Annotated in this window: 31 protein-coding genes; 26 read left to right on the top strand and 5 right to left on the bottom strand. The window is 42.6% G+C overall.

The features are described 5' to 3' along the window. The first annotated feature begins 199 nt into the window (after positions 1 to 199). The 7 genes from MHB45_RS15255 to MHB45_RS15225 all read left to right on the top strand — a co-directional run bounded on the left by MHB45_RS15255 (position 200) and on the right by MHB45_RS15225 (position 7,200). Complete coding sequence (locus tag MHB45_RS15255; protein WP_034308624.1) at positions 200 to 865, top strand: O-methyltransferase; 666 nt, start codon at positions 200 to 202, stop codon at positions 863 to 865. Continuing rightward, entirely contained in the window at positions 852 to 1,781 is a 930-nt protein-coding gene (locus MHB45_RS15250) for a peptidase U32 family protein (protein ID WP_048682757.1), read from the top strand. Before MHB45_RS15255 ends, MHB45_RS15250 begins: the two co-directional genes overlap by 14 nt. Positions 1,782 to 1,813: 32 nt before the next feature. Further along, positions 1,814 to 3,085, top strand: coding sequence for a peptidase U32 family protein (locus MHB45_RS15245; protein ID WP_034308621.1), 1,272 nt, complete (start codon positions 1,814 to 1,816; stop codon positions 3,083 to 3,085). 1 nt (position 3,086) lies between these two features. Beyond that, positions 3,087 to 3,725 (top strand): uridine kinase, encoded by a 639-nt coding sequence (udk, locus tag MHB45_RS15240; protein ID WP_034308619.1) that lies wholly within the window; start codon positions 3,087 to 3,089, stop codon positions 3,723 to 3,725. Between the two features lie 302 nt (positions 3,726 to 4,027). Further along, the gene (gene greA, locus MHB45_RS15235; protein ID WP_034308617.1) at positions 4,028 to 4,504 is read left to right on the top strand and encodes a transcription elongation factor GreA; all 477 of its coding nucleotides are present in this window, start codon (positions 4,028 to 4,030) and stop codon (positions 4,502 to 4,504) included. A gap of 124 nt (positions 4,505 to 4,628) precedes the next feature. Next, a complete protein-coding gene (locus MHB45_RS15230) occupies positions 4,629 to 6,380 on the top strand; it encodes a peptidoglycan D,D-transpeptidase FtsI family protein (protein WP_048682763.1) in 1,752 nt (583 codons plus the stop codon). Between the two features lie 88 nt (positions 6,381 to 6,468). Continuing rightward, the gene (locus MHB45_RS15225) at positions 6,469 to 7,200 is read left to right on the top strand and encodes a YrrS family protein (RefSeq protein WP_072273249.1); all 732 of its coding nucleotides are present in this window, start codon (positions 6,469 to 6,471) and stop codon (positions 7,198 to 7,200) included. Positions 7,201 to 7,271: 71 nt separating this feature from the next. Here the strand turns inward: MHB45_RS15225 and MHB45_RS15220 are convergent, their stop codons facing one another. Further along, positions 7,272 to 7,484, bottom strand: a complete 213-nt coding sequence (locus MHB45_RS15220; RefSeq protein ID WP_048682770.1) for a DUF2536 family protein — start codon at positions 7,482 to 7,484, stop codon at positions 7,272 to 7,274. A 154-nt stretch (positions 7,485 to 7,638) separates the two neighbouring features. On the opposite strand from MHB45_RS15220, the gene MHB45_RS15215 reads away from it, so the two are divergent. The 6 genes from MHB45_RS15215 to MHB45_RS15190 all read left to right on the top strand — a co-directional run bounded on the left by MHB45_RS15215 (position 7,639) and on the right by MHB45_RS15190 (position 12,348). Next, positions 7,639 to 8,277, top strand: a complete 639-nt coding sequence (locus MHB45_RS15215; protein WP_048682774.1) for a class I SAM-dependent DNA methyltransferase — start codon at positions 7,639 to 7,641, stop codon at positions 8,275 to 8,277. 16 nt (positions 8,278 to 8,293) lie between these two features. After that, complete coding sequence (gene mtnN / locus MHB45_RS15210) at positions 8,294 to 8,989, top strand: 5'-methylthioadenosine/S-adenosylhomocysteine nucleosidase (protein ID WP_048682777.1); 696 nt, start codon at positions 8,294 to 8,296, stop codon at positions 8,987 to 8,989. A 94-nt stretch (positions 8,990 to 9,083) separates the two neighbouring features. Next, entirely contained in the window at positions 9,084 to 10,007 is a 924-nt protein-coding gene (locus MHB45_RS15205; RefSeq protein ID WP_048682779.1) for a PLP-dependent cysteine synthase family protein, read from the top strand. A 1-nt stretch (position 10,008) separates the two neighbouring features. Further along, a complete protein-coding gene (locus MHB45_RS15200) occupies positions 10,009 to 11,145 on the top strand; it encodes a bifunctional cystathionine gamma-lyase/homocysteine desulfhydrase (RefSeq protein ID WP_048682783.1) in 1,137 nt (378 codons plus the stop codon). 113 nt (positions 11,146 to 11,258) lie between these two features. Then, entirely contained in the window at positions 11,259 to 11,525 is a 267-nt protein-coding gene (locus MHB45_RS15195; RefSeq protein ID WP_048682786.1) for a YrhC family protein, read from the top strand. A gap of 682 nt (positions 11,526 to 12,207) precedes the next feature. Further along, on the top strand, positions 12,208 to 12,348 hold the full coding sequence (locus MHB45_RS15190) for a YrzI family small protein (protein WP_072273247.1): 141 nt from the start codon (positions 12,208 to 12,210) through the stop codon (positions 12,346 to 12,348). Positions 12,349 to 12,498: 150 nt separating this feature from the next. Here MHB45_RS15190 and MHB45_RS15185 read toward each other — a convergent pair whose 3' ends face one another. Beyond that, positions 12,499 to 12,669 carry a hypothetical protein gene (locus MHB45_RS15185; protein ID WP_161802088.1) on the bottom strand — a complete coding sequence of 57 codons (171 nt, stop codon included), beginning with the start codon at positions 12,667 to 12,669 and terminating at the stop codon, positions 12,499 to 12,501. Between the two features lie 341 nt (positions 12,670 to 13,010). Between MHB45_RS15185 and sigK the strand changes: the two genes are divergently transcribed. Further along, the gene (gene sigK / locus MHB45_RS15175; RefSeq protein ID WP_048682796.1) at positions 13,011 to 13,733 is read left to right on the top strand and encodes an RNA polymerase sporulation sigma factor SigK; all 723 of its coding nucleotides are present in this window, start codon (positions 13,011 to 13,013) and stop codon (positions 13,731 to 13,733) included. 652 nt (positions 13,734 to 14,385) lie between these two features. Continuing rightward, on the top strand, positions 14,386 to 16,176 hold the full coding sequence (locus MHB45_RS15170; protein ID WP_340907952.1) for a M3 family oligoendopeptidase: 1,791 nt from the start codon (positions 14,386 to 14,388) through the stop codon (positions 16,174 to 16,176). 64 nt (positions 16,177 to 16,240) lie between these two features. Here the strand turns inward: MHB45_RS15170 and pssA are convergent, their stop codons facing one another. Further along, positions 16,241 to 16,780, bottom strand: coding sequence for a CDP-diacylglycerol--serine O-phosphatidyltransferase (gene pssA, locus MHB45_RS15165; protein WP_048682807.1), 540 nt, complete (start codon positions 16,778 to 16,780; stop codon positions 16,241 to 16,243). A gap of 145 nt (positions 16,781 to 16,925) precedes the next feature. Here pssA and MHB45_RS15160 point away from each other — a divergent pair, with 145 nt between their 5' ends. Then, positions 16,926 to 17,711, top strand: coding sequence for a phosphatidylserine decarboxylase (locus tag MHB45_RS15160; protein WP_048682810.1), 786 nt, complete (start codon positions 16,926 to 16,928; stop codon positions 17,709 to 17,711). 53 nt (positions 17,712 to 17,764) lie between these two features. Here the strand turns inward: MHB45_RS15160 and MHB45_RS15155 are convergent, their stop codons facing one another. Continuing rightward, entirely contained in the window at positions 17,765 to 17,905 is a 141-nt protein-coding gene (locus tag MHB45_RS15155; RefSeq protein ID WP_034311351.1) for a sporulation histidine kinase inhibitor Sda, read from the bottom strand. Between the two features lie 466 nt (positions 17,906 to 18,371). Here MHB45_RS15155 and MHB45_RS15150 point away from each other — a divergent pair, with 466 nt between their 5' ends. The 8 genes from MHB45_RS15150 to MHB45_RS15115 are packed head-to-tail and all read left to right on the top strand — an operon-like array spanning position 18,372 to position 23,385. Beyond that, positions 18,372 to 18,893, top strand: a complete 522-nt coding sequence (locus MHB45_RS15150; RefSeq protein WP_034308582.1) for a YqeG family HAD IIIA-type phosphatase — start codon at positions 18,372 to 18,374, stop codon at positions 18,891 to 18,893. Beyond that, positions 18,890 to 19,999: a ribosome biogenesis GTPase YqeH gene (gene yqeH, locus MHB45_RS15145; RefSeq protein ID WP_222619913.1), complete on the top strand. Its 1,110-nt coding sequence runs from the start codon at positions 18,890 to 18,892 to the stop codon at positions 19,997 to 19,999. Before MHB45_RS15150 ends, yqeH begins: the two co-directional genes overlap by 4 nt. 20 nt (positions 20,000 to 20,019) lie before the next feature. Continuing rightward, on the top strand, positions 20,020 to 20,862 hold the full coding sequence (gene aroE / locus MHB45_RS15140; protein ID WP_048682814.1) for a shikimate dehydrogenase: 843 nt from the start codon (positions 20,020 to 20,022) through the stop codon (positions 20,860 to 20,862). Continuing rightward, entirely contained in the window at positions 20,856 to 21,146 is a 291-nt protein-coding gene (gene yhbY / locus MHB45_RS15135; protein ID WP_034308574.1) for a ribosome assembly RNA-binding protein YhbY, read from the top strand. The genes aroE and yhbY overlap by 7 nt, the downstream gene beginning before the upstream one ends. 11 nt (positions 21,147 to 21,157) lie before the next feature. Next, entirely contained in the window at positions 21,158 to 21,727 is a 570-nt protein-coding gene (locus MHB45_RS15130; protein WP_048682820.1) for a nicotinate-nucleotide adenylyltransferase, read from the top strand. Continuing rightward, entirely contained in the window at positions 21,717 to 22,289 is a 573-nt protein-coding gene (gene yqeK, locus MHB45_RS15125; RefSeq protein ID WP_048682826.1) for a bis(5'-nucleosyl)-tetraphosphatase (symmetrical) YqeK, read from the top strand. The genes MHB45_RS15130 and yqeK overlap by 11 nt, the downstream gene beginning before the upstream one ends. Beyond that, positions 22,289 to 22,645 (top strand): ribosome silencing factor, encoded by a 357-nt coding sequence (gene rsfS, locus MHB45_RS15120; RefSeq protein WP_034308569.1) that lies wholly within the window; start codon positions 22,289 to 22,291, stop codon positions 22,643 to 22,645. The genes yqeK and rsfS overlap by 1 nt, the downstream gene beginning before the upstream one ends. Further along, a complete protein-coding gene (locus MHB45_RS15115) occupies positions 22,642 to 23,385 on the top strand; it encodes a class I SAM-dependent DNA methyltransferase (RefSeq protein WP_048682831.1) in 744 nt (247 codons plus the stop codon). Before rsfS ends, MHB45_RS15115 begins: the two co-directional genes overlap by 4 nt. A gap of 97 nt (positions 23,386 to 23,482) precedes the next feature. Here MHB45_RS15115 and comER read toward each other — a convergent pair whose 3' ends face one another. Next, complete coding sequence (gene comER / locus MHB45_RS15110) at positions 23,483 to 24,313, bottom strand: late competence protein ComER (RefSeq protein WP_226990443.1); 831 nt, start codon at positions 24,311 to 24,313, stop codon at positions 23,483 to 23,485. Positions 24,314 to 24,423: 110 nt separating this feature from the next. Between comER and MHB45_RS15105 the strand changes: the two genes are divergently transcribed. Both MHB45_RS15105 and MHB45_RS15100 read left to right on the top strand, forming a co-directional pair. Then, positions 24,424 to 25,059, top strand: coding sequence for a helix-hairpin-helix domain-containing protein (locus MHB45_RS15105; protein ID WP_053087384.1), 636 nt, complete (start codon positions 24,424 to 24,426; stop codon positions 25,057 to 25,059). Positions 25,060 to 25,127: 68 nt separating this feature from the next. Continuing rightward, positions 25,128 to 25,688 carry a ComE operon protein 2 gene (locus MHB45_RS15100; protein ID WP_048682834.1) on the top strand — a complete coding sequence of 187 codons (561 nt, stop codon included), beginning with the start codon at positions 25,128 to 25,130 and terminating at the stop codon, positions 25,686 to 25,688. Positions 25,689 to 25,694: the final 6 nt, after the last annotated feature.

Genomic DNA, 25,694 nt, shown 5'->3' with positions numbered 1-25,694 from the left:
ATAGAATAGTACAAGTGAATTTTTGATCCGATTCTTATCGGTGACGTAACTCGGCGAATGCCGGGTTTTATTTTGAAAGATAAGGAAATGTAGATCGTCAAGCATACTTGTTTCAGCTCCTTGTGAAGAAATTGTTCAATCAATTTTTTCATGTTACTGACCAAGCGCTTTTGTTTTCCTTATAAATGGAGGAAACGTTTTGAACGGAAAAATAGAACAATATCTTCATTCCTTAATTCCGGAGCGTACGGGTTTGCTTAAGGAGTTGGAAGATTTTGCGATGGAAAATAATGTGCCGATCATGGAGCCCGAAGGAATTGAAGTGCTGCTTCAGATTTTAAGGCTTCATCAGCCAAAGGCGATATTGGAAGTAGGTTCGGCAATTGGCTATTCGGCCATAAGGATGGCTGAGACCCTTCCGGAAGCAGAAATCGTCACACTTGAACGGAATGAAGCCCGTATTGAGCAGGCAAGGGCTAACTTCAAGAAGGCGGGACTGTCGGAAAGGATCACCCTCATTGAAGGGGATGCCCTTGAAGCGGGACCGAAAGTGATGGAGCATGGCCCGTTCGATATCATCTTCGTAGATGCAGCTAAAGGGCAGTACAAGCGATTCTTTGAACTGTTTGAACCATTCCTTGCTGATGCTGGCATTATCATTACTGACAATGTTTTATTTAAAGGCTTGGTTGCCGAAAACATTGAAGAAATGGAAATGACGAGAAGAAAGCGAGCTCTTATCAAAAAAATCAGAGACTTTAACATCTGGTTACATGACCATCCCCATTTCGATACCGTAATTTTGCCGATTGGTGATGGTGTGGCCATCAGTAAACATAGAGGTGACAAAAATGAAAAAGCCTGAATTACTCGTGACTCCGACAAGTGTCGATCATATAACAGAACTCATCGATGCTGGCGCTGACGCCTTCGTCATTGGCGAACAACGTTATGCGTTAAGGCTGGCAGGGGAGTTCAATCGTGAAGATGTAGAGAAGGCGATTGAGCTTGCACATGCTGCGGGCAAGAAAGTGTACGTATCCATGAACGCCATTTTTCATAATGAAAAAGTGGACGAGCTTGAAGGGTATGTTACATTCCTTAAAGAGGCTGGTGCCGACCGGATCATTTTCGGTGATCCCGCGGTCTTGATGGCTGTCCGTGCCGTGGCACCTGATATGCCCCTGCACTGGAATACAGAGATGACGGTAACGAACTGGTACACATGTAATTACTGGGGAAAACGCGGTGCTGTCCGCGCCGTTGCTGCCCGTGAGATAAGTCTGGACGAGATCGTGGAAATGAAGGAAAATGCCGAAGTGGAGATTGAAGTGCAAGTGCATGGCATGACATGCATGTTCCAATCGAAGCGTACGCTCCTAGGTAATTACTTTGAATACCAAGGCAAGGCATTGGAAGTGGAAAATCGGAAGGAACAAAGAAATATGTTCTTGCATGATAAGGAACGCGAAAATAAATACCCGATTTATGAAGATGAAAATGGTACACATATCATGAGTCCGAATGATATGTGCATGATTGATGAACTTCAGGAATTGATTGAAGCGGAAATTGATTCACTGAAAATCGAAGGGTTACTGCAAACACCGGAATATGTCATTGAAATGACAAAGTTATATCGGGAAGCGATTGACGTATGTGCTGAAGACCCTGACCGCTATGAGGATATCAAATCGGAACTTTTTGAAAAAGTCAAAGCGGTTCAGCCGGATAACCGTGAGTTGGATACCGGGTTCTTCTTTAAAGAATCGGTTTATTAAAGAAAAGGGTAAGAGAAAGAGGAGGAATAGCCTTGAATGCTATTGCTGATAAAATTTCCAAGATCGTTGATGGAAAGAGAGTCATTGTAAAAAAACCGGAATTGCTGGCTCCGGCCGGCAACCTGGAAAAATTAAAAATTGCCGTCCATTACGGCGCGGATGCCGTGTTCATTGGCGGTCAGGAATATGGTCTTCGTTCCAATGCCGGTAACTTCACGTTTGAGGAAATGAAGGAAGGCGTCGAATTCGCTAATAAGTATGGTGCCAAAGTATATGTAACTACAAATATCTTCGCACATAATGAAAATATCGATGGTCTGGATGAATACCTGGAAGGTCTTCAGGAAGCAGGGGTTCATGGTATCATCGTCGCCGATCCATTAATCATCGAAACCTGTAAAAGGGTCGCTCCGAAAGTCGAGATCCATTTAAGCACACAGCAATCGCTATCGAACTGGAAGGCTGTTCAGTATTGGAAAGAGGAAGGCTTGGAGCGTGTTGTTTTGGCACGTGAGACGAGTGCTGATGAAATCCGTGAAATGAAGGAGAAGGTCGATATCGAAATCGAGGCTTTCGTTCATGGGGCCATGTGCATTGCCTATTCCGGACGCTGCACCCTTTCGAACCATATGACGGCTCGTGATTCGAACCGGGGCGGCTGCTGTCAGTCTTGCCGTTGGGATTATGATTTATATGAGTTGGATCAAGATGGGGAAAAGGCTTTATTCGATAAAGAAGATGCTCCATTCGCAATGAGTCCAAAAGACTTGAAACTGATTGAATCACTGCCTGGCATGATTGAAATTGGCATAGACAGCTTAAAAGTCGAAGGAAGAATGAAATCGATTCATTATATTGCAACGGTTGTCAGCGTGTATCGTAAAGTGATTGATGCGTATTGTGCCGATCCTGACAATTTCAAAATTAAACAAGAATGGCTGGAAGAGCTTGATAAGTGTGCGAACCGTGAGACGGCATCATCGTTCATGGAAGGGGAAATTCCTGGGTATAAACAGCAAATGTTCGGGAATCATACCGTAAAGACTCGCTTCGACTTCGCAGGATTGGTGCTTGATTACAACGAGGAAACTAAAATCGTCACCATGCAGCAACGTAATTTCTTCAAGCCTGGGGATGAAGTGGAATTTTTTGGACCGGAAATCGAAAACTTCACTCAAAAAATCGGTACGATCTGGGATGAGTCAGGTAAGGAGCTGGAGGCAGCCCGCCATCCGCTTCAAATTGTCCGCATTCAAGTAGATAATAGAGTTTATGTGAACAATATGATGCGGAAGGAGAATTGATATGACAAGAAAGAAACCAGTGGTCATCGGAGTTACCGGAGGGTCGGGATCAGGTAAAACAAGTGTTACCCGTTCCATTTTTGAATTCTTCCAAGGACATTCCATCTTGATGATCGAACAAGATTATTACTATAAAGATCAAAGTCATCTGCCTTTTGAAGAGCGCCTGAAAACGAACTATGATCATCCGCTTGCATTTGATAACGATTTGCTAATCGATCACATTAACGCTTTGCTGCGCTATGAAACGATAGAAAAACCCGTTTATGATTATTCGATCCATACGCGTTCGGAAGAAGTCATTACAGTTGAGCCCCAGGATGTCATCATCCTTGAAGGCATTCTTGTACTGGAGGATGAGCGCCTCCGAGACCTGATGGATATGAAGCTATATGTCGATACGGACGCAGACCTGCGGATCCTTCGCCGGATGACCCGTGATATTAAAGAACGCGGCCGTTCTATAGATTCCGTCATCGAACAATACATCAGTGTCGTCCGTCCGATGCATAATCAGTTCATAGAACCGACGAAGCGTTATGCCGACATCATCATACCAGAAGGCGGTCAGAACCATGTGGCGATTGACCTTATGGTGACAAAAATTCAAACAATCCTTGAACAAAAGTCTTTTTTGTAATAACATAGCATAAATAATGATAGGTGCCATTTTCCTCCGTTTATTTAAAAATCCCATTTATTTAATGGGAAAGACTGGACAAATGTTGGAAAACGCAATACTCTATTCTTGATACAGAACGAACCGGCTGCTCACCGCAGTCGGTTTATATACTAAGGAACGGATTGTTTCTTAGTATCGAAGCGCGACTTTTTAAGTCGCGCAATTATATATTTTGACTCGATTTAGGGTTAAGCACGATATAGTACATAAACTTGTCACAGCGAATGCTTGCTGTAAAGAATTTGAAGGAGTGAAGGGTTTTGGCAATTGAAAAAGAGTATCCAATGACTAAAGAAGGTAAGTTAAAGCTTGAACAGGAACTGGAACAGTTAAAAACGGTTAAACGTAAAGAAGTGGTGGAAAGAATCAAAATCGCCCGCAGTTTTGGGGACCTTTCCGAGAACTCAGAATACGATTCCGCAAAAGAAGAGCAGGCTTTCGTTGAAGGACGTATTACAACAATCGAAAACATGATCCGCAATGCAAAAATCATTGAAGGCAATGATTCGAATACAGATACAGTTTCACTTGGAAAATCGGTAACATTCGTGGAACTTCCAAATGGTGATGAAGAAACATATTCCATCGTAGGAAGCGTTGAAGCGGACCCATTCGAAGGAAAAATCTCCAATGATTCCCCAATTGCGAAAAGCCTGATAGGGAAAAGGGTCGGCGACAAGGTATCGATCATGACACCTGGCGGCGAAATGAGCGTCAAGATTGTATCCATCGACTAAATAAAATGCAAAAGGGGATGTCCATCGGGGCATCCTCTTTTTTATGGAAAAGTGCCGCATTAAATTTGTTCATAATTGTTTAAAAATTCGCACCTCGTCAACAATGGTTACCGAGGTGTATTTTATGAAAAAGAAACGAATGAGGTTGCTGGCTCTTTTTTTGACCGCTTTCATGCTGATGCTCATAGGCAGGCTTGCCTACATCCAACTTGTATCGACAGAATCTTTTTCAAAGCATGATGTGAACCTGTTGGAAGCAAGCGTGAATCAACGTTCACAGATATTAAAGATTGATGATGGACGCGGAAAGTTCTATGACAGAAATGGAGAACCGCTAGCACATGAAGAAATCCCGACGCTCGTCCTTTTTCCATTTTTGAAAAAAATGACATGGCCCATAGATGATGTGGCTTCGATAATAGGAAAATCGGAAGCGGAGTTAAAACGGGCGATAGAAGAGGCGGATGAACCATTCGTATTTGGCGGGGATGAACCGATAGAGTTGACGTCCAGCCAATCGAAGGCAATCAATGAATTGAAGATTCCCGGGGTCTTTGCCGTGAATGAGAAATTATATCATGATCAAACGCCTGCAGCACAATTGATCGGAACGACGAACATATCTGATGCGGAAAAGAAAAAACGTTATCCGGACATGAATTTATCTCCTGAAACGAAAATAGGCAATACGGGACTGCAAAGGACCTTCGATGAGTTCTTGCTTTCCGCTGGGGAATCGAAGCTCGTTTTTCACGTGGACGCCAGCGGAGGACCAATGTTCGGTGTCGATGTTAAATATGTGGAACCTGCAAATCCGCTTTACCCGGTGAAGGTCATGACGACGATCGATAAAGAAATTCAGGAGAAAGCGGAGAAGCTAGTCGATGAACGCGGGATAAAAAAAGGCGGTCTCGTATTGATCGATATCGAAAAAAGTGAAATCGTCGCCATGGTATCACGTCCGGCGCTTAATATAAAAGATCCGAATGGCGAAGGGGCCGTCAATATGATGCTGACTCAAAAAACGCCGGGTTCCGTCTTTAAAACGGTCACGGCAGCAGCGGCCATCGATTATGAAGCGGCCAGCCCAACCCGGACATTTAATTGTAATTTGACGATAGACGGCAAAACGGATAAACAGAGGGAACTGGGCGTACTTAATTTTGAAAATAGCTTTGCCCAAAGCTGTAATAGGACGTTTGCCGAATTGTCACAGGAAATAGCCGAGAAGGATCCGGACTTTTTGGACAAATATGCAAAAATGTTAGGGCTGGTTGGTGAAACGGGCTGGCAAGGGGACGTATATCACACGGAAGTCACTCAGCTGCATCATGAGCAAACAGGAAAGGTCTGGCATGATGACGATTTAAAAAAAGATCCCAAAATGGTTGCCAAAACGGCAATTGGCCAGCAGGATGTCCAAACGACGCCGCTCGCGATCGCGAATATGATGGCAACGATTGCCCGCGGCGGCAAGAAGGAACAGGTCAAAGCCGTTTCCAAGGTCGAATTCAACAATAGTACGACCGTAGTCGATTTTCCCAATCAAAGTATTGGCGGGGAGACACTGTCTCCATATACGACGATGAAGATGCAGCATCTTCTTAGGAAGGTCGTGACGGAAGAGAAAGGGACGGGTGCTTCTTTGAGAGATTTGCCTGTGGAAGTCGCCGGCAAGTCCGGGACAGCTCAGACCAATATCGAAAAAGGGGAGCTTAATAAATGGTTTGCGGGCTACTTTCCATATAAAGATCCCAAATATGCTCTTGTTACCGTAAGTTTTGAAACGAAGGAAAACAGTTCCAGCATGACGCCTCTTTTTTCAGATATTGTAAAAGTCCTGTACTCGAAGGACCAGGACAATATCGAGAATTGACGAAAAGTGTAGGAAACCCTTCCCTTCTATCTCTGGCTAAATCATGTTAAAATGAGGCAGTAAGAAATGGTAAGGGGAGGAATGGACCTTGGGCTCACGTTTCAATCAGAGAGATCAAAAAAGAAAAGTAAATAAAATATATAATATTGCAATCACCATCGTTTCCATTTTAATCGTCATTGTCGCAGTCTCGATTTTCTTAAGTGATGATGGCACCGATTCAAAAAAAGCCACGACTGAACCAAAGCAAGTCGCCGAGACAGAAAAAGGCAAAGTAGTGGACAAACCTTCTGGCAAAGAGGAAGAAACGGATTCAGAGAAGGAAGACGCAGTAGGTGATAGTGAAGCAACAGAAGAAGATGCCGAAAAAGAAGATAGTAAAGCAACAGAGGAAGATGCAGAAGAGAAGGCTGAAGATGATTCAGAAGAGAAGGCTGAAGATGATGCAGATCCAGAAAAAGCAGGAGATGCCGAACTTGTGGAAGTGGAAGGCAGCGGCGATGGCAATGTTGCGTCTACATATACAAGTGAGAGTTGGAAACCAGTAGGAACGGAGCAATCCGGGGAGCACACTACCAGCTTCGAAAAGGGCTCGGTCGATTGGAATGAAATGAGTAAAGCGATAGCAAGCGGAGCTGGAATCGATGAAGGCAACATGAAGCTATGGTGGCTGCAAAACGGCGGTTCGCCGACCACGGCAATCGGTACGGTTTCTGAAGGAGACAACCCTAAAACCTTCCGGGTTTATATTGAATGGGTGGACGGATCAGGTTGGAAACCTGTAAAAGTCGAAGAGCTGAAGACAAACGATAAAAGGTAATGTTCAGAAAAAATGTATAAACGAAAAAACCCCCGAAAGGAATTCCGCTTTTCGGGGGTTTTTCATGGTGATCATTTTTTAGCTTTAAAGTGGACGACTGCACTATAAAAACGTCTGCCTTCTTCACTTACATACATTTGGTGTGACACGGATTCCACCTGGAGCATGATCGCTTTATTGATTTCAATTTGTGATTGGATTTTTTCTTCAAGATTCTTGATGCTTTCTGCCTCGAAAAATTCTATTTTATCTTCGAATAAGTTTAAGTCGAGTTGAAAACTCATGACTGTTCCCCTCCAACATTCAGATACTGTTAGTTTACCACCATTTTGTCCGAATCTGAACCTAATGAATTTGCCTAAAAACAAGAACTGTTTCTCTGTTTATTTCATATTATGCTTATAGGTTTTATTATCTTATTATAAAAGGTGATTAAAAATGGGCAGAGAATTTATCGATTTATTTGAAGAATGGTCGAAATCGTATGATGATACGGTTGGTGGACACGATATTGAGTATCAAGAGGTTTTTAAACATTATGATGGCATATTGGACAGCGTCACAGATCGGGCTTTTGGTCATGTGCTTGAGTTCGGAGTGGGTACCGGGAATTTGACGGAAAGACTTTTGAAGAAGGGCCTAAAGGTATCGGGAATAGAACCTTCACCTGCGATGAGGGAAATAGCGGTAAGCAAGCTGAGCGGAAAAACGGAAATTGTAGATGGCGATTTTATTGATTTTCCGAAGCCGGACCAGGTTGATTCGATCGTGAGTACGTACGCGTTTCATCATTTAACCGATGAAGAAAAAGAAAAAGCGATAGCCAACTATGGAAAGTTACTGAATACTGGTGGTAAAATAGTGTTTGCTGATACAATGTATCAATCAAAGGAAGCGCATGAACGAGCGATTCAAGATGCAAGGCAGGCAGGCTTTCATAATTTGGCGAACGATTTGCAAACGGAATATTATACTACGATTCCTTTTTTGGAAAAAGTGCTTGAAGCAAATGGATATAAAGTGAACTTCGAGCGCTGCAATCAATTCGTCTGGATCATGGAGGCGGAAAAATTATAGGAAGAGGTTTTTACTAATGAAGGTAGCCATAATCGGAGCAATGGAAGAAGAAGTTACGATTTTACGTGACAAATTGGAAGGGTTGGAGCAGGTGACCATTGCCGGTTCCGAGTTCAATACAGGCACACTGAATGGTATCGAGGTCATTTTACTTAAATCGGGTATCGGTAAAGTGAATGCGGCAATGTCCACTGCAATCCTGTTAGAAAAATTCAAACCGGATGCAGTCATCAATACTGGCTCTGCCGGCGGTTATCATCCAGAACTGAATGTAGGGGATGTGGTCATATCCACGGAAGTGCGGCACCATGATGTCGATGTGACGATTTTTGGATATGAATACGGTCAAGTCCCTCAGCTGCCTGCAGCTTTCACACCGGATGAAAAGCTTTTTGCAATCGCAGAAGAAGCAGCAAAAGAAATCGAGGATATACAAGTGGCGAAAGGATTGATCGTGACGGGGGATTCTTTCATGAATGATCCTGACAGGGTTGAATTCGTCAGAGGGAAATTCTCTGATTTATACGCGGTGGAAATGGAAGCGGCAGCCATTGCACAGGTAGCCTTCCAATTCAAAACACCGTTTGTCATCATTCGTTCCCTTTCGGATATCGCAGGTAAGGAGTCCAATATTTCCTTTGATAAATTCCTGGAAACTGCGGCTCTTCATTCAGCGGCACTGATTTTGAAAATGGTTGAAAAAATGAAATGAATGGTAAGTGATCAGCGGAAGCTTTTCTGCTGATCATTCTTTATTGCATAATCCTCATTAAATTGGTAGGATAACTATGAAAGGATGTCCGAATATGAAAGTCTTTAAAAACATTCATGAGCTGATAGGGGAAACGCCGATGATGGAAATCACCCATTTCCCGCTTCCGGATGAAGTCCGTATCTTTGCCAAACTGGAATACTTCAATCCGGGAGGCAGTGTGAAGGACCGGCTTGGTCAAGAACTGTTAGCCAAAGCGCTGCAGACAGGGAAGGTGAAAAAGGGCGGTACGATCATCGAACCGACTGCCGGGAATACCGGGATTGGCTTGGCGTTGGCTGCGATAAACAGTGGAGTGGACGTGATATTTTGCGTTCCGGAGAAATTCAGTACCGAGAAACAGGAATTGATGCGTGCCCTTGGAGCGAATGTGATCCAAACCCCGACAGAGGAAGGGATGACAGGAGCAATCGCCAAGGCTAAGGCGCTGCTGGCTGAAATACCGGGATCATATTGTCCCCAGCAGTTCGCCAACCCATCCAATCCTGATGCCTATTATAAAACACTGGGACCTGAAATATGGGAACAGATGGAAGGCGATGTGGATGTGTTTGTTGCCGGTGCCGGGACGGGCGGGACATTCATGGGAACATCGCGATATTTGAAAGAAAAGAACGCTGCTGTCAAAACGGTCATTGTCGAACCAGAAGGATCGATTTTAAACGGCGGAAAAGCCGGACCCCATAAAACAGAGGGGATCGGAATGGAATTCTTACCTGCCTATATGGATGAAACGTATTTTGACCAAATCCATACGATAAGCGATCATGACGCTTTCGATATGGTAAAGGAATTGGCGATTAAAGAAGGCCTTCTTGTCGGCAGTTCTTCAGGTGCGGCATTTGCAGCGGCCATGAAAGAAGCGGCCAAGGCTTCCCCGGGGGCGAATATCGTCGTCATATTTCCGGATTCAAGTGAACGTTACTTAAGTAAAAAAATTTATCAGGGAGGAATGTAAAATGAGAAAAAAAACACAATTGATCCATGGCGGCATTTTTGGTGATGAACAAACAGGGGCGGTTTCGGTGCCGATTTATCAAGTGAGCACCTATAAACAGGATGGTCCGGGAAATCATCGGGGCTATGAATATTCCCGTACAGGCAACCCGACCCGCCATGCCCTCGAAGAATTGATCAAGGATCTCGAGGAAGGAAAAAGAGGTTTCGCCTTCGGATCAGGAATGGCAGCGATGACTGCGGTTATGATGCTGTTCAGTCATGGTGATCATGTATTGATGACAGATGATGTTTATGGAGGTTCTTTCCGGGTCATCACTAAAGTGCTTAACCGCTTCGGGGTGGAAGCTACTTTCATTAATACGAGTGACATACACTCGATCGAAAAAGAGATAAAGGACAATACGAAAGCACTGTTCATTGAAACTCCGACGAATCCATTATTGAAAATCACCGATTTGGAACAAGTATCAAAAATAGCTAAAGAAAACGGCATCCTCACCATTGTGGACAATACCTTCAGTACGCCATACTGGCAAAATCCGCTTTCACTTGGAGCCGATATCGTGCTTCATAGCGCAACGAAGTATCTGGGGGGACACAGCGATGTTGTAGCGGGTCTTGTCGTGGTGAATGATGAAAAGATTGGCAATGACCTTCATTTCATCCAAAACTCCACAGGAGGCGTGCTAGGGCCCCAGGATTCATGGTTGCTGATGCGGGGCATTAAAACGCTGGGAATCAGGATGGAAGAACATGAAAAAAATACATCTCAAATCGTTCGTTTCCTATCCGGGCATGAAGGCGTTTCGAAAATCTATTACCCAGGTCTTGAAAACCACCCAAATCATGATATTGCAAAAAAACAATCGCGTGGATTCGGCGGTATGGTTTCATTTGATGTCGGGAGTGCGGAAAAGGCCGAGTCCGTTTTGAACAAAGTGAGATACTTTACACTTGCGGAAAGTCTGGGGGCAGTGGAGAGCTTGATTTCCATTCCGGCTTTGATGACACACGCTTCCATTCCGGCTGAGCGTCGTGCAGAACTTGGGATAACGGATGGGTTGATTCGTATTTCAGTAGGTCTGGAAGATGTTGAAGACTTATTGGAAGACTTGGAACAAGCGCTGCAAGGATAATCGTTTAGGGACCGCTTTATAGCTGACTGCCATTATTTACACCCTGTCATTTGGAATAAATATGGTAGAATGAGATATCGATATCTTATTAGCTTGAAAGAAGGTGGAATGGCATGAAAAACCGCAAAAAACAAACGGCTGCAATGCTGCGTTCGAAAATGGTGGATTTTAAACAATTTGCGATCACTTTGTTATGTGTGGGTTCGTTCTTCTATATAGGAACCATCCTTCCCACTGGCGACAAAGCGATGATTGGCACATATGTCTATATGGGAGCGACAATCATGTTCCTGGGCATATCCATAGTATTTTTCTCATTATCAAAAAAATATAAGAAGATCTTGGCCGAAATGGATGACCAGGACACTTTACAACAATAGAAGCAAACCTTAGTTTAGACAAAGGGGTTTTATCTAAATTTCAAAACAAAGTCGATTGGAACGGAAGGTGCGAGACTCCTGCGGGAAAAGCGCCGAGGGCGGACCGCCCGCGGAAAGCGAGTGCCTGAAGAGGAAATCGACGTTCGAGATTTTACAAACCCTCATTAAATCTGTAGACAAACTCGAGTTTGTCTACAGTCTGTCCTGATTCTTTTAAAGAATCAGGTTTTTTATTTTTCTAGTGTTGTATCCCATTAACGGGCAGATTTAACATACCAATTACCTCCTTTAGGTAATAATAGCTCATGAAAATGGGTAGAAAGATTGAAATTTTCAAATAAATAGGCAAAAGCCGTTTACAAATATCGAATTTGTGGATATACTTACCAAGTAATAAAAAATATTCCAAAGGAGGTCGAAGAAAATGACATTGTATCTACATGGAGTCGTCGCAATCAGCCGGTCCGTTTCAAATGACAATCACATAACATTCGACCTGTGCCAAGCGGAATATTTCTAAAGCAATTTGGCTTTATTAATCATTCAGACATAGCGGCCGCAGGGAGAAGTGTTTTATCCTGCGGTCTTTTTATATTCTCTAAAAAAGCCCGCAGGAGGACGTAACTTTCTGCGGCCTTTTTATGCCTTTTTGTTGGGCCGCTCCCTTAAAGGAGGTGATATTATGACACTGAATATGCTTTTTTTCACAATCACGATTAAAATGAAAAAAATGACTGCCGAGGAATGTTTGCAACAGGAGAGAATCCACAAGATTCGAGAAGAACATCTAGATAAAGCGATGAAGCATCGTCCTTTTTTCTAAAAACATATGAGGTAGGTATTCCGTTCATAAAAAATTAAAGAAAGGTGGAGGTTAATATGTTTAACTTGTTTTACGTAAAAGGAGAGAAGCGTTGCTATTGGCAGGAGAAGGATACCGGCTAACGGATTTGCCGGTGCATGGGCAGCATTGTCATGGTTTGTATGTATTGAAGAGATGTTGATCAAGATGTTCATGACGCTGATCAACTCGAAACGGCAACGTTAGATATAAATAGGTAAAATGGGAAAACTCGGCCCTCGGGCCGAGTTTTTCTTTGCCTGAATCAGCAGCACGGACCTGATCCTCCATAACCAAATCCACATCCCGGCAACCACCAAAACCCGAAAATGAGCAATAAAATCAGGAGGACAATAAACAGGCCATAACCAAAGCCGTAACCAGACCCTGCATAACAAGGCGCAGGAGCCGGATAACCATAGCTGCATCCGTATTGTCCGTAGTTATATCCCATCGAAAAAACCCCCTTTCCCTAAAAAATTCCCTATCATTATATGAACATTTGCCTTCGTTCGTTTGTGAATTCATCCAGGCTGGTTTGAACATTTAACACTTTCGTGATTTCTTTTGGTGGGACAGACACGAACAAGCCCACCGTTGCATAGGTATGAATAGGGAAACCAAAGAAACGGGGGATGAAGCCAATGCCCGGAATACTTACAGTTGTCGGTTATATTATCAAAGAATTTTACTTATTTGTTTCCTATGTGAAAAACAATGCTTTTCCCCAGCCCTTGTCATCTCAGGATGAAAAGAGATATCTGAAGCTTATGAGTGAAGGGGACGGTGATGCCCGCAACATCCTGATTGAACATAATCTCAGGCTTGTTGCCCATATCGTCAAGAAATTCGAGAATACGGGCGAGGATACAGAGGATTTGATTTCGATTGGGACTATTGGTTTGATAAAGGCCATTGAGAGTTATTCGGATGGTAAGGGTACGAAGCTTGCCACATATGCGGCGCGATGCATTGAGAATGAGATCTTGATGCATTTACGTGCGACAAAGAAAACGAAGAAAGATATTTCCCTGCATGATCCGATCGGTCAGGATAAAGAAGGTAATGAAATCAGTTTAATCGATGTACTGAAATCGGAATCGGAAGATGTCATCGATACGATTCAGCTCAATATGGAAATTGAAAAAGTGAAAAAGTATATTGATATTTTGGATGAACGCGAAAAGGAAGTCATTGTAGGCAGGTTTGGACTGGATTTGAAAAAGGAGAAAACCCAGAGGGAAATCGCTAAAGAGCTTGGCATTTCCCGCAGTTATGTATCAAGGATCGAAAAACGTGCTTTGATGAAGATGTTCCATGAATTTTACAGGGCAGAAAAAGAGAAGGAAAAGAAAGCTAAAGGATAGGAATGGTAAACAAAGAGAGTGCGGGGAAATCCCCCGCACTCTTTTTTTAATATTTATTTCTGATCAAATCCGTAAATGCATGATAAATCTCGATTCCCTGAAAAAGGAACAGACGTGAAGCGGTTAAAGAAAAGACCCCTATCATAATTAGTCGAAACCACATATGAATCACTCCTCCATTTTATTTTTTATAAAATGTCAGAGCGTGAGGCTACGTAATTCGCCTGATAAAAAACGGGACTGAGATATCGCCGTCGAAGATTCGAGTGAAAATAAAGAAAGCCCAAAATGGAAAATTCGAAAATGAGTATTACGATAAGTGACTGCCATGAACTAAAGGACGGCACGAAAGGCTGTTTCTTGTCGGCCTTATCCCAATGGTGAACATCGGTATGTTCTTCAATGGTTAGCTGCTGTGCATGATGGTGGAACTGTACGGGCAGTGTCCAGAGGAGCAGGATGATGGCAGACATGTGAATAAAGAATTTCATATGAATCAACCACCCCTTTCCCAAGAATATATTCATCATAACATGCTTTTAATCTGGGATATAGAAAAATGTTCTGAAAGATACTGAAAATTCCTTTTAGTTAGAAAAATATTGAATGAACCTCTATAATGGGGTTAGTGATAAAAAGGGGGCAATGCGGGATGGGATATTCTATGACATGGGATTTGGATATCTTTTTTAAAGGAGGAAGCTCTTCAAATGAGTTCCTGACTTTTTTAGATGAAATCAACGAAGAGGTAAAAGAATTAGACCGACTTGTAAGCAATATCAATCCAGAAGGAAATGATGAAAGCAGTTTAATCCAGGCATTTGATCTTTATAAAAATACAAATATGAAATCTTCGCAGGCAAGTGCTTTCATTGGATGCCTGGAAGCTCAAAATGCGCAGGATAAAAAGGCTGGTCAGCTGCGGATCAAACAAATGAAGATAGTCGCTTCACTAAAAATGGTGTTAAGCAAGCTGGATGAAAAGTTGATACAGCATGATGATGCATTTTTTGAAAAAATCCTCGAAAAAGAACCATTGAATGAATTGAAATTCGTATTGAATGAACGTCGGGAAAAGGCAAAGGAAAAGCTTTCCGTGAAGGAAGAAGCATTGATCACCCAATTGGCCATGGACGGTTTCGAAGGTTGGAGCCAGATGTATGATACGATCGTCGGTTCAATGACCATCCCTTATAAGGGTGAAAAGCTTTCTATAGGCCAAGCGGCGAATAAATTTTCCGATCCTGATGAAAGGGCCCGGAAAGAATTATTTACTGCGTGGGAACAGGCTTGGGAGGAAAAAAGTGACCTGTTTGCCCGGACTTTGAACCACTTGGCTGGCTTCCGTCTCAGTGTGAATGAAAAAAGGGGCTGGGATGATATTTTGAAAGAGCCTCTTGAAATAGGAAGGATGAAAAAAGAAACCCTCGAAAGCATGTGGAATGTAATTGCCGATCATAAAGAGCCGCTTGTGAGGTTTTTAAAAAGGAAAGCGGAGTTACTGGATTTGGATAAATTAAGTTGGGCGGATTTGGATGCACCGCTCGCTGTTACGGCAGAATCCAAAGTAATGGATTATCAAGAAGGTGCAGACTTCATCATCCAACAATTCGCTAAGTTCGGCTCTCAATTAGCGAACTTCACCCAAAAAGCTTTTGAAGACAGCTGGATTGAAGCTGAGGACAGACCAGGTAAGAGACCAGGCGGTTTTTGCACCGGCTTTCCATTAAATAAGCAGTCAAGAATTTTCATGACGTATTCGGGCACACCGTCCAATGTATCGACATTGGCTCATGAATTGGGTCATGCATTCCATTCTTATGCGATGAGGGATATCCATCCATTGAATCGGTCATATGCAATGAATGTGGCGGAAACCGCCTCCACTTTTGCTGAAATGGTCGTAGCGGATGCAGCTGTTAAGGAAGCAGCCAGTGAGGAAGAAAAACTGGTGCTTTTAGAAGATAAAATTCAGCGTTCCGTGGCATTATTGATGAATATCCATGCCCGCTACTTATTCGAAACTAGGTTTTATGACGAGAGGAAGCAAGGATATGTCAGTGCCGAACGGTTGAATGAACTGATGGTCGATGCACAAAAAGAAGCTTATGGCGATGCTTTAAGTGATTATAATCCAACGTTCTGGGCTTCAAAGCTCCATTTTTATATTACAGGTGTACCATTTTATAATTTTCCGTACACATTCGGTTACTTATTCTCATTAGGCATATACGCGAATGCCCTGAAAGAACCTGCAGGTTTCGAAGAAAAATATATCGCTCTATTAAAGGATACCGGTTCCATGAAGGTCGAGGATTTGGCGGAGAAACATTTAGGCGTCGATTTAAAGACCCGGGATTTTTGGGAAGAAGCGGTCAATGCCTGTATGGAGGATGTAGAAGAATTCATGCGTTTGACCGACCCATTAGTCCGAAAAGCATAAGATGGGTTTAGGCTGGAATAGGAACAAAAAAGCGGATGTCCGGTTTAGGACATCCGCTTTCTTATTAAACTTTCTTCAGTTTAAATGGACTGACCATAAGTAATGATAATATAATCATGAGGGATAAGAAAAAGACCGGATGGAAATACGGGATGGCTAGATAACTTAAAGTAGCGATGCAGCCCGCAACCGTAATGGGCACTCCTGTAAAATATCCATTGCTTTCACTTATATTGAAGCGGGCGAGACGAAACGCGCCACAGCCAATATAGAAAACCGTGAAGAGTGTGCCAGGTGCTCCGAATTCTATCAATATTCCTTGGTATAATAATAGAGCCGGTGCGACGCCAAAGGATATGATGTCACACATGGAATCAAGTTGCTTACCCAATTCCGATTCAATGTTGAATTTCCGTGCAACCATACCGTCAAAGCGATCTGCAAGGGCAGCCAGGAAAATTAAAAGCAAGCTTAAATTCAATTGGCCGTTCATCACGGCAATTATCGCAAATCCACCAAGGGATAAATTAATTAAGGTAAGTATATTTGCTGTTTGTGCTTTCACTTTTTTAATGGTTTGATCTAGGGCGTGTAATAAAAACATCTTTTCACTCCTTTCAAATGAAACAAATTAAAACAAAATATAGTAAACATAAGTATTTATTATATAATAATATTTTATTTAATACAATTTATGCAAGGGAATTTTAGAATAATTTTACAATTTTACAATTTGGAGTGGTTATATTTTGTTTCAGTCTTTGTATCGCGTTCTTATTGAACTGACGAATGGTCAGTATTCATCAGGTTTATTAAAGCACTTTAGCCAATCTCGTTGGAGCAGGCCCTTAATTTTACTATATGTAAAAACATTCAACCTTAATCAACAGGAATTTGGTAAGGAGTTAAAAGCATATACCAATTTGCACGAGTTATTTACAAGGCAGTTAAAGGCTGACGCGAGGCCAATTACGGCAGTTCCGTCTGCGGTAGCTTGTCCCGTGGACGGTGTACTTGAGGACTCAGGGGAGATACGCGCTGATAAAAAGATCGTCGTTAAGGGAAAGGTATATTCAATGGAGGAAATGCTCGGGGATGAGCTTTTATTGGAAAAGTACTTAGGCGGCAAATATCTCGTGTTATACTTAAGCCCGAGTCATTACCATAGGATCCATGCGCCCATCAAGGGTTCCGTGGTCAAACGATGGACGCTTGGAAGGAAATCATACCCCGTTAATAAATGGGGGATGAAATATGGAAAAGAGCCTTTATCAAAAAATTACCGGACAATAACTGAACTTCAAAATGAGGCGGGAAATCTGGCAATGGTGAAAGTCGGGGCCATGTTCATAAATTCGATCGTCATTACAGATGATTCGGATGAATTGGAAAAAGGGCAGGAGTTTTCTTATTTCAGCTTTGGGTCCACAGTTGTGCTTCTTTTTGAAAAAGGAAGTTTTGAACTTGAAGGAAACATATCCATTCCCGCAGATGTCCGTGTAGGTGAAACAATTGGATTCATGAGAGCGGTCTAACTTCAAAATGAAAATAAGAGGCTGACATTTGATGTCAGCCTATGTATTTCATATTAAAATATGGATCGGATTTTATGTGTTAGGGACCTTCGATGAATTTCCGTTTCTATGAGGCGGATGAAATCGGTACTCAACTTTAAATTCTGTGCTTTAAAATAGGATTCAAGCAACAGGTCATCAGATAGTTTTTGCATCAGAACGCCACTTAAGGGCTGCTCACCTCCAGTAGGAATTGCGAGGAATAATTTGGTGTTTACTTGCATATATTGATAAGTCTTCCTTGATGTACCCCTACTGTATCAGAAATAAACGTGGAGAACAATCGTTCTGTTATCCACAGATAAAAGTGGATAACCTGTGGTTAAGTTGTTTGCAAAGTGAACGAAATGGTGCCCATCAGTATGGAAAATGTTAGTAAAGTTATCCACAGGTTGAATAAATGAAATTTTTGTCGAAATCTTTTATGAATAATTAGTTCTTTGGTTCTGGTCTGCCTGCAAATTTCCCATTATTTAATGAAAAATGCCTTTCCATATCAGAAAACATACATTATGATGTTTCTTTACCGTCAGCCATTCTTTCCTAATTTTTTTTGAAAGTGGGCTGAAAATTCGATATGATGGAAACGGTAAATTTTAATGAAAATATAGAGGTGCCAATATGCTTAAATTATTTTTGCCGAGTGAACATGTTAAAAGCATTTTTAATATAGATCCTCAAGAATTGAAAAAAAGAGGGATTAAGGGCGTCATTACCGATTTGGATAATACTCTCGTTGAATGGGACAGGCCGACTGCCACCCCCGATTTAATCAAATGGTTCGACAATATGCGGGATCATGGGATTTTAGTGACGATTGTGTCCAATAATAATGAAAATCGGGTTCGGGCTTTTTCCGATCCGCTTCACATTCCGTTTATCTTCCAGGCCAGAAAACCGATGGCAAGGGCTTTCCATAAAGCCCGTAAGACAATGGGGTTGAAATTAGAAGAAACGGTGGTAATCGGCGATCAGTTATTGACGGATGTATTGGGAGGGAACAGAGGCGGGTTTCATACGATCTTAGTGGTCCCTGTCGCACAGACCGACGAATTCAGAACAAGGATCAATCGTTATTTTGAAAGAAAGATCATGGCGTTTTTTAAACGAAAAGGAATGATAGAATGGGAGGATCACAATTGAACAATCATCAAGAATTAGTGTGCATCGGCTGCGGTGTGAAGGTCCAGACTGAAGATCCGAAGGAGTTGGGCTTTGCCCCTAAATCGGCTCTGGAAAAAGAGAGCATCGTTTGTCAGCGCTGCTTTAAATTGAAACATTATAACGAAGTTCAGGATGTATCCTTAACAGACGATGACTTCTTGAAAATCTTGAATAAAGTAGGCGAAACCGACTCTTTAATCGTCAAAATCGTCGATATTTTTGATTTCAATGGAAGCTGGCTGCCTGGCCTTCATCGATTTGTAGGAAGAAATGATGTTCTTCTGATCGGAAATAAGGTCGATTTATTGCCTAAATCGGTAAAACCGAACAAGTTGATCAATTGGATGAAGCAATCGTCCAAGGAATTGGGTCTTAACCCGATCGATGTCCTGCTTGTCAGTGCGGAAAAGGGAAAGCACATACTTGAAGCGGCGGATGCGATCGAGCGGTATCGCAGAGGAAAAGATGTCTATGTGGTGGGCTGTACGAATGTAGGGAAATCGACTTTCATCAACCGTCTTATAAAAGAAGTGAGCGGTGAAAGTGATATCATCACGACTTCCCACTTCCCTGGAACTACCTTGGATATGATTGAAATTCCTTTGGATGATGAACAGGCATTGATCGATACACCTGGAATCATTAATCATCATCAAATGGCTCACTATGTGGACAAACGGGACTTCAAGGTGATTATGCCGAAAAAGGAAATCAAGCCGAGAGTGTACCAACTGAATGAAGGGCAGACGTTATTTTTCGGAGGGTTGGCCAGGTTGGACTATGTCTCAGGCGGAAGACGTTCATTGACTTGCTACCTTTCGAACGAATTGAATATTCACCGTACGAAACTGGAAAATGCCGATGAATTGTATAAAAACCATGCCGGGGAATTACTGACTCCCCCAAGGCCGGAACAAATCGAGGAGTTTCCGAAGCTGATTCCACATGAATTTTCCTTGAAAGATGGTAAAATGGATATTGTGTTTTCTGGTCTTGGCTGGGTGACGGTCAATGAGCCAGGGGCTAAAATCGTTGCACATGTTCCAAAGGGCGTCAATGTGATCGTTCGCAAATCATTAATCTAAATATAGGGGTCGTCTAGTCTATGAAAAAGATATATGGGGTAATGGGAGATCCAATTGCACATTCGATGTCACCGGACATTCATAATGATGCATTTGAAAAAGAAAATATAGAAGCGGTTTATCACCATTTTCATGTGACGAAAGAAGGTTTGAACGATGCCGTGAAAGGCATGAAAGCCCTTGGTATAGTAGGGTTTAACATCACGATCCCTCATAAGACTTCAATCATCCCTTTCCTTGATGAAGTGGATGAACTGGCCCTGGCAATCGGGGCTGTAAATACGGTTGTTAACAAAAATGGTCGGTTTATAGGGTATAATACAGACGGAAAAGGATTTTTTAAATCTTTATGCGATGAAATATCAGGTGACATCAAGGCTAAAAAAACGTTAGTGATCGGAGCGGGCGGTGCTGCGCGTGCGATTTATTTTACCCTCGTGAAAGAAGGGGTAAAGCAAGTTGATATTGCAAACCGGACAAAGGAAAGAGCGGCCCAGCTTGTTTCTGATTGCCCTTATGATAAAGTATCGAAGGCACTCTCGATTATCGAAGCGGAAGAAAGCTTATCACAATATGATTTAATCATCCAAACGACTTCTTCTGGAATGAGTCCTGAACTGGATCATTCGCCGTTAAAGGTCGACCAGCTTAAAACCGGTGCAATTGTCAGTGATATCATCTATAACCCTCTGCAAACCAAGCTGCTGCGTGAAGCTGGGGAAAAAGGGGCGGAAACGCAAAATGGTCTGGGAATGTTCATCAACCAGGCTGCGCTTGCATTTGAGATATGGACAGGCATTATGCCGGATACAGCAAGAATGACAGATATTGTCTTGAACAAACTAGGAGGTAACACATGTTAACAGGAAAACAAAAAAGATTTTTACGATCAAAGGCCCATCACCTCAATCCAATTTTTCAAGTTGGTAAAGGCGGAGTCAATGATAATCTCATCAAGCAAATTGGTGAGGCGCTTGAAGTACGTGAATTAATCAAGGTAAGCATCCTGCAAAACTGTGAAGAGGACCGCAATGATGTAGGGCTTACTTTATCAAAAGGTGCACGGGCGGAATTGGTTCAGATTATCGGCAACACAATTGTGCTGTATAAAGAATCAAAAGAAAACAAACAACTTAAATTACCTTAAGGAACCTATCTATGAAAAAAATTGGAATTCTTGGCGGTACATTCAATCCTCCGCATATCGGGCATTTAATTATAGCCAACGAAGTGCTGGATGCCCTTGAGCTAGATGAAATCAGGTTCATGCCAAATCACGTTCCTCCACATAAGGAAAAATCGGAGGAAGTAACCGATATGGACAGGCTGGCCATGTTGGAAAACGCGATAGCCGGAAACCCATCTTTTTATATTGAGGGTATTGAAATAGAAAGAAAAGGCACATCTTATACGTATGACACGATAAAATTGCTTAAAGAACTTGAGCCAGCCAATGAGTTCTATTTCATAATTGGCGCAGATATGATTGAGTACTTACCGAATTGGCATCGTATCGACGAGCTGGTGCATATGGTCAATTTCGTCGGGGTGAAGCGCCCTGGATATAATGAGAATACCGTATACCCGATCACGATGGTGAAAGTCCCGCAGATGTTCATTTCGTCTTCCATGATACGTAGGAAGTTAAGAACAGGGAAAACCGTGAAATATTTAATAGCAGATCCAGTGGTGAAGTATATTAAAGGGAATGGTTTATATGAATCGTGAGAAAGCATTGGCGCTGGTCAAAGAACAAATCACCGAGCGCAGGTACATTCATACCTTGGGTGTGGTCGAGTCAGCGATTGAACTTGCTGAACGGTATGGTGCCGACGTCAAAAAAGCGGAACTTGCAGCCATTTTCCATGATTATGCAAAATTTCGTCCTAAAGAAGAAATGGAGCAAATAATCATCGCTGAAAAAATGGACCCGGCGTTACTTGAATACAATATGGAGCTGTGGCACGCTCCTGTCGGGGCTTATCTGGTGAATAAGGAAGCAGGCATTCAGGACGCTGAAATCTTGGATGCGATTGCCCATCACACGTCTGGCAGGGTTGGCATGAGTCTTTTGGATAAAGTCGTATACCTTGCTGATTATATCGAGCCGGGACGTTCTTTCCCCGGTGTCGACGAAGTCAGGCAGACAGCAAAGCAAAATTTGGATCATGCTGTCATCCAGGCTTTAAGGAATACAGTTGTTTTTTTAATGAAAAGAAATCAGGCAATTTACCCTGACACATTTAAGACATATAATGATTTGATCATGAATTTGAAGGAGAAGATGTAATGACTGAACGTGAACTTCTTGTAATTGCAGCAAAAGCGGCGGATGATAAAAGAGCGGAGGATATCGTGGCATTGAACATGCAAGGTATTTCCCTTGTAGCGGATTACTTTTTGATCTGCCACGGTAATTCTGAAAAACAAGTACAAGCAATAGCTCGTGAAATGAAGAGCAAAGCTGATGAATCAGGAATCAATGTAAAGCGTCTTGAAGGTTTTGACGAGGCAAAATGGGTGCTTGTGGATCTTGGCGATGTAGTGGCCCACATTTTCCATAAAGATGAAAGAAACTACTATAACCTTGAACGTCTATGGGGCGATGCACCTTTTGAAGATCTAGAGAGTGAACTGACTTCATGACTTACGAACGCTTTGCCTATGTATACGATGAATTGATGAAGGACGCACCTTATGAAAAATGGCTGATGATCCTTACGGCGAAGCTGGAACAGTATGGAATTGGTGGAAAGAAAGTTCTGGATTTAGCGTGTGGAACCGGGGAAATGACAGTAGAATTGGCGCAGCACGGATTCGAAGTCACCGGCGTGGATTTATCTGATGAAATGCTTCTTGTTGCTAATGAAAAAGCGGTTAAGCTTGGATTATCGATTCCGCTTTTCCAGCAGAATATGGCAGAACTCGAAGGACTTGGCCAATTTGATTGTGTCACGATTTTTTGTGATTCGCTGAACTACCTTCGCGACGAAGAGGATATAGTCAAGACGTTCAGCCGGGTTCATGAGCATTTGAAGGATGGCGGATTATTCATGTTTGATATCCATTCCCTTTATAAAATGGAAGAAATCTTTCGTGATCATACGTTTGCTGTCAATGGTGAAGAAGTATCCTATATATGGGATTGCTTCCCGGGTGAAGAACCCTACAGCGTGGAACATGATTTAAGTTTTTTCGTAAGGGATGATGAAAGCGGCCTTTATGACCGTTTTGATGAGTTGCATTATCAACGGACCTATCCGGTTGAACAATATAAAAAGTGGTTGGAGCAAGCAGGTTTCACGGTTTCTGAAATTCTGGCGGATCTAGAAGAAGCACCGCTCGTAACGGAAACCGAAAGAATCTTGTTTGTAGCCAGTAAATGATAAAGAGGTCAAGATCCCCGTTCGTACAAGTACGAGTGGAGGTCTGACCTCTTCTTTTTTTTACTTTTAGAAGGAATTGAGATCTTGATTACGAATATTAATAAGGATGGCCGAACTGTTTTTCAACTTCGTGAAGATCCTCTGCAAACTTTTCATGTGTCGCTTGAAAAAGATGGTGGAACATTTCCCCGGTTTCAGCTTCTAAAACCTTGATCCCCTCACCTGTTATTCCACCTTTTACACAAACCTTTTCCTGTAAGGTCGGCAATGTATAAACCCCTTTACCGAGCAATTCCCCTAAGCCAACCAGCATATTCTCAGTCAAAGTCGTAGCCGTTTCTTTATCTATCTTCGTCGTTTGGCAAGCCGCGTCAATGAAAGCTTGAGCTAAATAGCTGAAGAAGGCAGGGCCGCAGCTGACAATATCGGAAGCTACCCGGGTGATATCATTCTCAATGATGACCGGTGCCGATATGGCGGAGGCCAAATCGAATAAAGCTGACACTTTCTCCTTACTGCAGCTCTCGCTGAAACTCAGTAACGATACGCCTGAACCCACACGGTTCGTTATGCTCGGGATAAAACGGGCACAGGGTGCATTCACTGCCGATTCGAGCTGGGAGACGGAAACCGGGCTTGTGATGGAAATAACCAGCTGATCCCTTTTTATATGCTGTTTGATGCCTTGTAATAGGCTGTTAATTTGCAATGGTTTTACACAGAGAAAGATAAAGTCCGCTTGTTCGACGATTTCGGCTGCGCTTTCCGCAACCTTGATACCCGGGTGTTTCTCTTTCAGCACCAATGCTTTGGAAAGTGTGCGATTTGTAATGATTAGATCTGCCGGATTCAATATTTTTGCCTCCAGCCATGCCTCGATTAAAATGGTACCCATATTTCCGGTTCCGATAACACCGATTTTCTTCAATTCCGATCAACTCCTCTCACTTAAAGCGATTGATTCTCCTAAAAACACTATGTATTTTTAATCTGTCCTATGACAATGTATCGTGCGAAATCCAATAAGGAGGTAAAGAAATGGAAGGGATTTCAAAAAGGAAAATGACGATGATTACCGTTGCCGTTGCATTTGTGGCAGGGGGCATTTACTTTTTTTCTCAACAAGGGGAGGATCCGGCAGATACGGAAGATATATTTTCCGTTACTGCAAAAGAAGCTGAAATGGAACAAAGTGTAAATGAATCGGCTGCCGAACCTGAGATCATTAAAGTGGACGTTAAAGGAGCGGTCAAGTCCCCGGGCATATTTACTGCACAGGCAGGTGACCGGGTGATTGATTTGATTTCGTCTGCGGGCAGTTTTACGGAAAAGGCTGACACGGATAAAGTGAATTTTGCCCAAATCATCGAAGATCAAATGGTCATTTATGTTCCGGAAATAGGTGAAGAAGACAAAGGGGACTTGGAGAATATACAAGTCGGGACGTCTGGTGGTGCCGTCACTAAGGGTACGTCAGGAGGGCTGGTGAACTTGAATACTGCTACACAGGAAGATTTGCAAACCTTGACGGGAATTGGACCATCCAAAGCGAATGCGATCCTGGAATACAGGGAGACGGCAGGGAAATTCAAGGAGGTCGATGAATTGAAGCAGGTTACGGGAATCGGCGATAAAACGTTTGAAAGGTTACGGGATTCCATTTCGGTGAAATGAATGCTACACAAATGGACAGGAAGAGGGTAAAATTGAAGAAAATCATTCTAGTGGTAAGGGGATACAACATGAACAGAATTAGTTGGGATCAATATTTCATGGCACAAAGCCATTTATTAGCTTTAAGAAGCACATGTACACGCCTCACTGTAGGGGCGACCATCGTCAGGGACAACCGAATCATTGCCGGGGGATATAATGGGTCCATTGCGGGAGGGACGCATTGTATTGATGACGGCTGTTATGTAATTGATAATCATTGTGTCAGAACGATACATGCAGAAATGAATGCACTTTTACAATGTGCGAAATTTGGGGTGCCGACTGATGAGGCGGAAATATATGTGACGCATTTTCCGTGTCTTCAGTGCTGTAAATCACTCATCCAAGCTGGCATAAAGGCCGTTTATTATGCCGAGGATTACAAAAATCATCCATATGCCCTCGAATTATTCAAACAGGCGGGTGTCAAGACCGAGAAGGTTGAAGCAAAAGGCGCCATCGATGTTAATGGAAAACAAAAAAAGGACTTTGTATTCTCATTGCTAGCTCAACTTGAACAAAACGGTCTGGGAAAAGAAGATTTATTGGAACTGGAAAAGCAGGCCAATCAGATATTCGAAAATTAAATAGGA

It is taken from the genome of Peribacillus sp. FSL K6-5616 (assembly GCF_038008245.1).
Classification (GTDB): Bacteria; Bacillota; Bacilli; order Bacillales; family DSM-1321; genus Peribacillus; species Peribacillus frigoritolerans.
The sequence above is the reverse complement of the archived record's forward strand: the minus strand, read 5'-3'. Positions and strand labels throughout refer to the sequence as shown.

Excerpts from the sequence above, each read along its gene's own strand:
- rsfS (WP_034308569.1), top strand. The coding sequence starts at position 22,289 with ATGACTGAACGTGAACTTCTTGTAATTGCAGCAAAAGCGGCGGATGAT.
- MHB45_RS15200 (WP_048682783.1), top strand. The coding sequence starts at position 10,009 with ATGAGAAAAAAAACACAATTGATCCATGGCGGCATTTTTGGTGATGAA.
- sigK (WP_048682796.1), top strand. The coding sequence starts at position 13,011 with ATGCCCGGAATACTTACAGTTGTCGGTTATATTATCAAAGAATTTTAC.
- yhbY (WP_034308574.1), top strand. The coding sequence starts at position 20,856 with ATGTTAACAGGAAAACAAAAAAGATTTTTACGATCAAAGGCCCATCAC.
- MHB45_RS15220 (WP_048682770.1), bottom strand. The coding sequence starts at position 7,484 with ATGAGTTTTCAACTCGACTTAAACTTATTCGAAGATAAAATAGAATTT.
- MHB45_RS15195 (WP_048682786.1), top strand. The coding sequence starts at position 11,259 with ATGAAAAACCGCAAAAAACAAACGGCTGCAATGCTGCGTTCGAAAATG.
- udk (WP_034308619.1), top strand. The coding sequence starts at position 3,087 with ATGACAAGAAAGAAACCAGTGGTCATCGGAGTTACCGGAGGGTCGGGA.
- MHB45_RS15170 (WP_340907952.1), top strand. The coding sequence starts at position 14,386 with ATGGGATATTCTATGACATGGGATTTGGATATCTTTTTTAAAGGAGGA.
- MHB45_RS15205 (WP_048682779.1), top strand. The coding sequence starts at position 9,084 with ATGAAAGTCTTTAAAAACATTCATGAGCTGATAGGGGAAACGCCGATG.
- MHB45_RS15190 (WP_072273247.1), top strand. The coding sequence starts at position 12,208 with ATGACACTGAATATGCTTTTTTTCACAATCACGATTAAAATGAAAAAA.
- pssA (WP_048682807.1), bottom strand. The coding sequence starts at position 16,780 with ATGTTTTTATTACACGCCCTAGATCAAACCATTAAAAAAGTGAAAGCA.
- MHB45_RS15215 (WP_048682774.1), top strand. The coding sequence starts at position 7,639 with ATGGGCAGAGAATTTATCGATTTATTTGAAGAATGGTCGAAATCGTAT.
- mtnN (WP_048682777.1), top strand. The coding sequence starts at position 8,294 with ATGAAGGTAGCCATAATCGGAGCAATGGAAGAAGAAGTTACGATTTTA.
- yqeK (WP_048682826.1), top strand. The coding sequence starts at position 21,717 with ATGAATCGTGAGAAAGCATTGGCGCTGGTCAAAGAACAAATCACCGAG.
- MHB45_RS15230 (WP_048682763.1), top strand. The coding sequence starts at position 4,629 with ATGAAAAAGAAACGAATGAGGTTGCTGGCTCTTTTTTTGACCGCTTTC.
- MHB45_RS15155 (WP_034311351.1), bottom strand. The coding sequence starts at position 17,905 with ATGCAAAAACTATCTGATGACCTGTTGCTTGAATCCTATTTTAAAGCA.
- MHB45_RS15150 (WP_034308582.1), top strand. The coding sequence starts at position 18,372 with ATGCTTAAATTATTTTTGCCGAGTGAACATGTTAAAAGCATTTTTAAT.
- MHB45_RS15105 (WP_053087384.1), top strand. The coding sequence starts at position 24,424 with ATGGAAGGGATTTCAAAAAGGAAAATGACGATGATTACCGTTGCCGTT.
- MHB45_RS15100 (WP_048682834.1), top strand. The coding sequence starts at position 25,128 with ATGAACAGAATTAGTTGGGATCAATATTTCATGGCACAAAGCCATTTA.
- aroE (WP_048682814.1), top strand. The coding sequence starts at position 20,020 with ATGAAAAAGATATATGGGGTAATGGGAGATCCAATTGCACATTCGATG.
- MHB45_RS15130 (WP_048682820.1), top strand. The coding sequence starts at position 21,158 with ATGAAAAAAATTGGAATTCTTGGCGGTACATTCAATCCTCCGCATATC.
- MHB45_RS15250 (WP_048682757.1), top strand. The coding sequence starts at position 852 with ATGAAAAAGCCTGAATTACTCGTGACTCCGACAAGTGTCGATCATATA.
- MHB45_RS15115 (WP_048682831.1), top strand. The coding sequence starts at position 22,642 with ATGACTTACGAACGCTTTGCCTATGTATACGATGAATTGATGAAGGAC.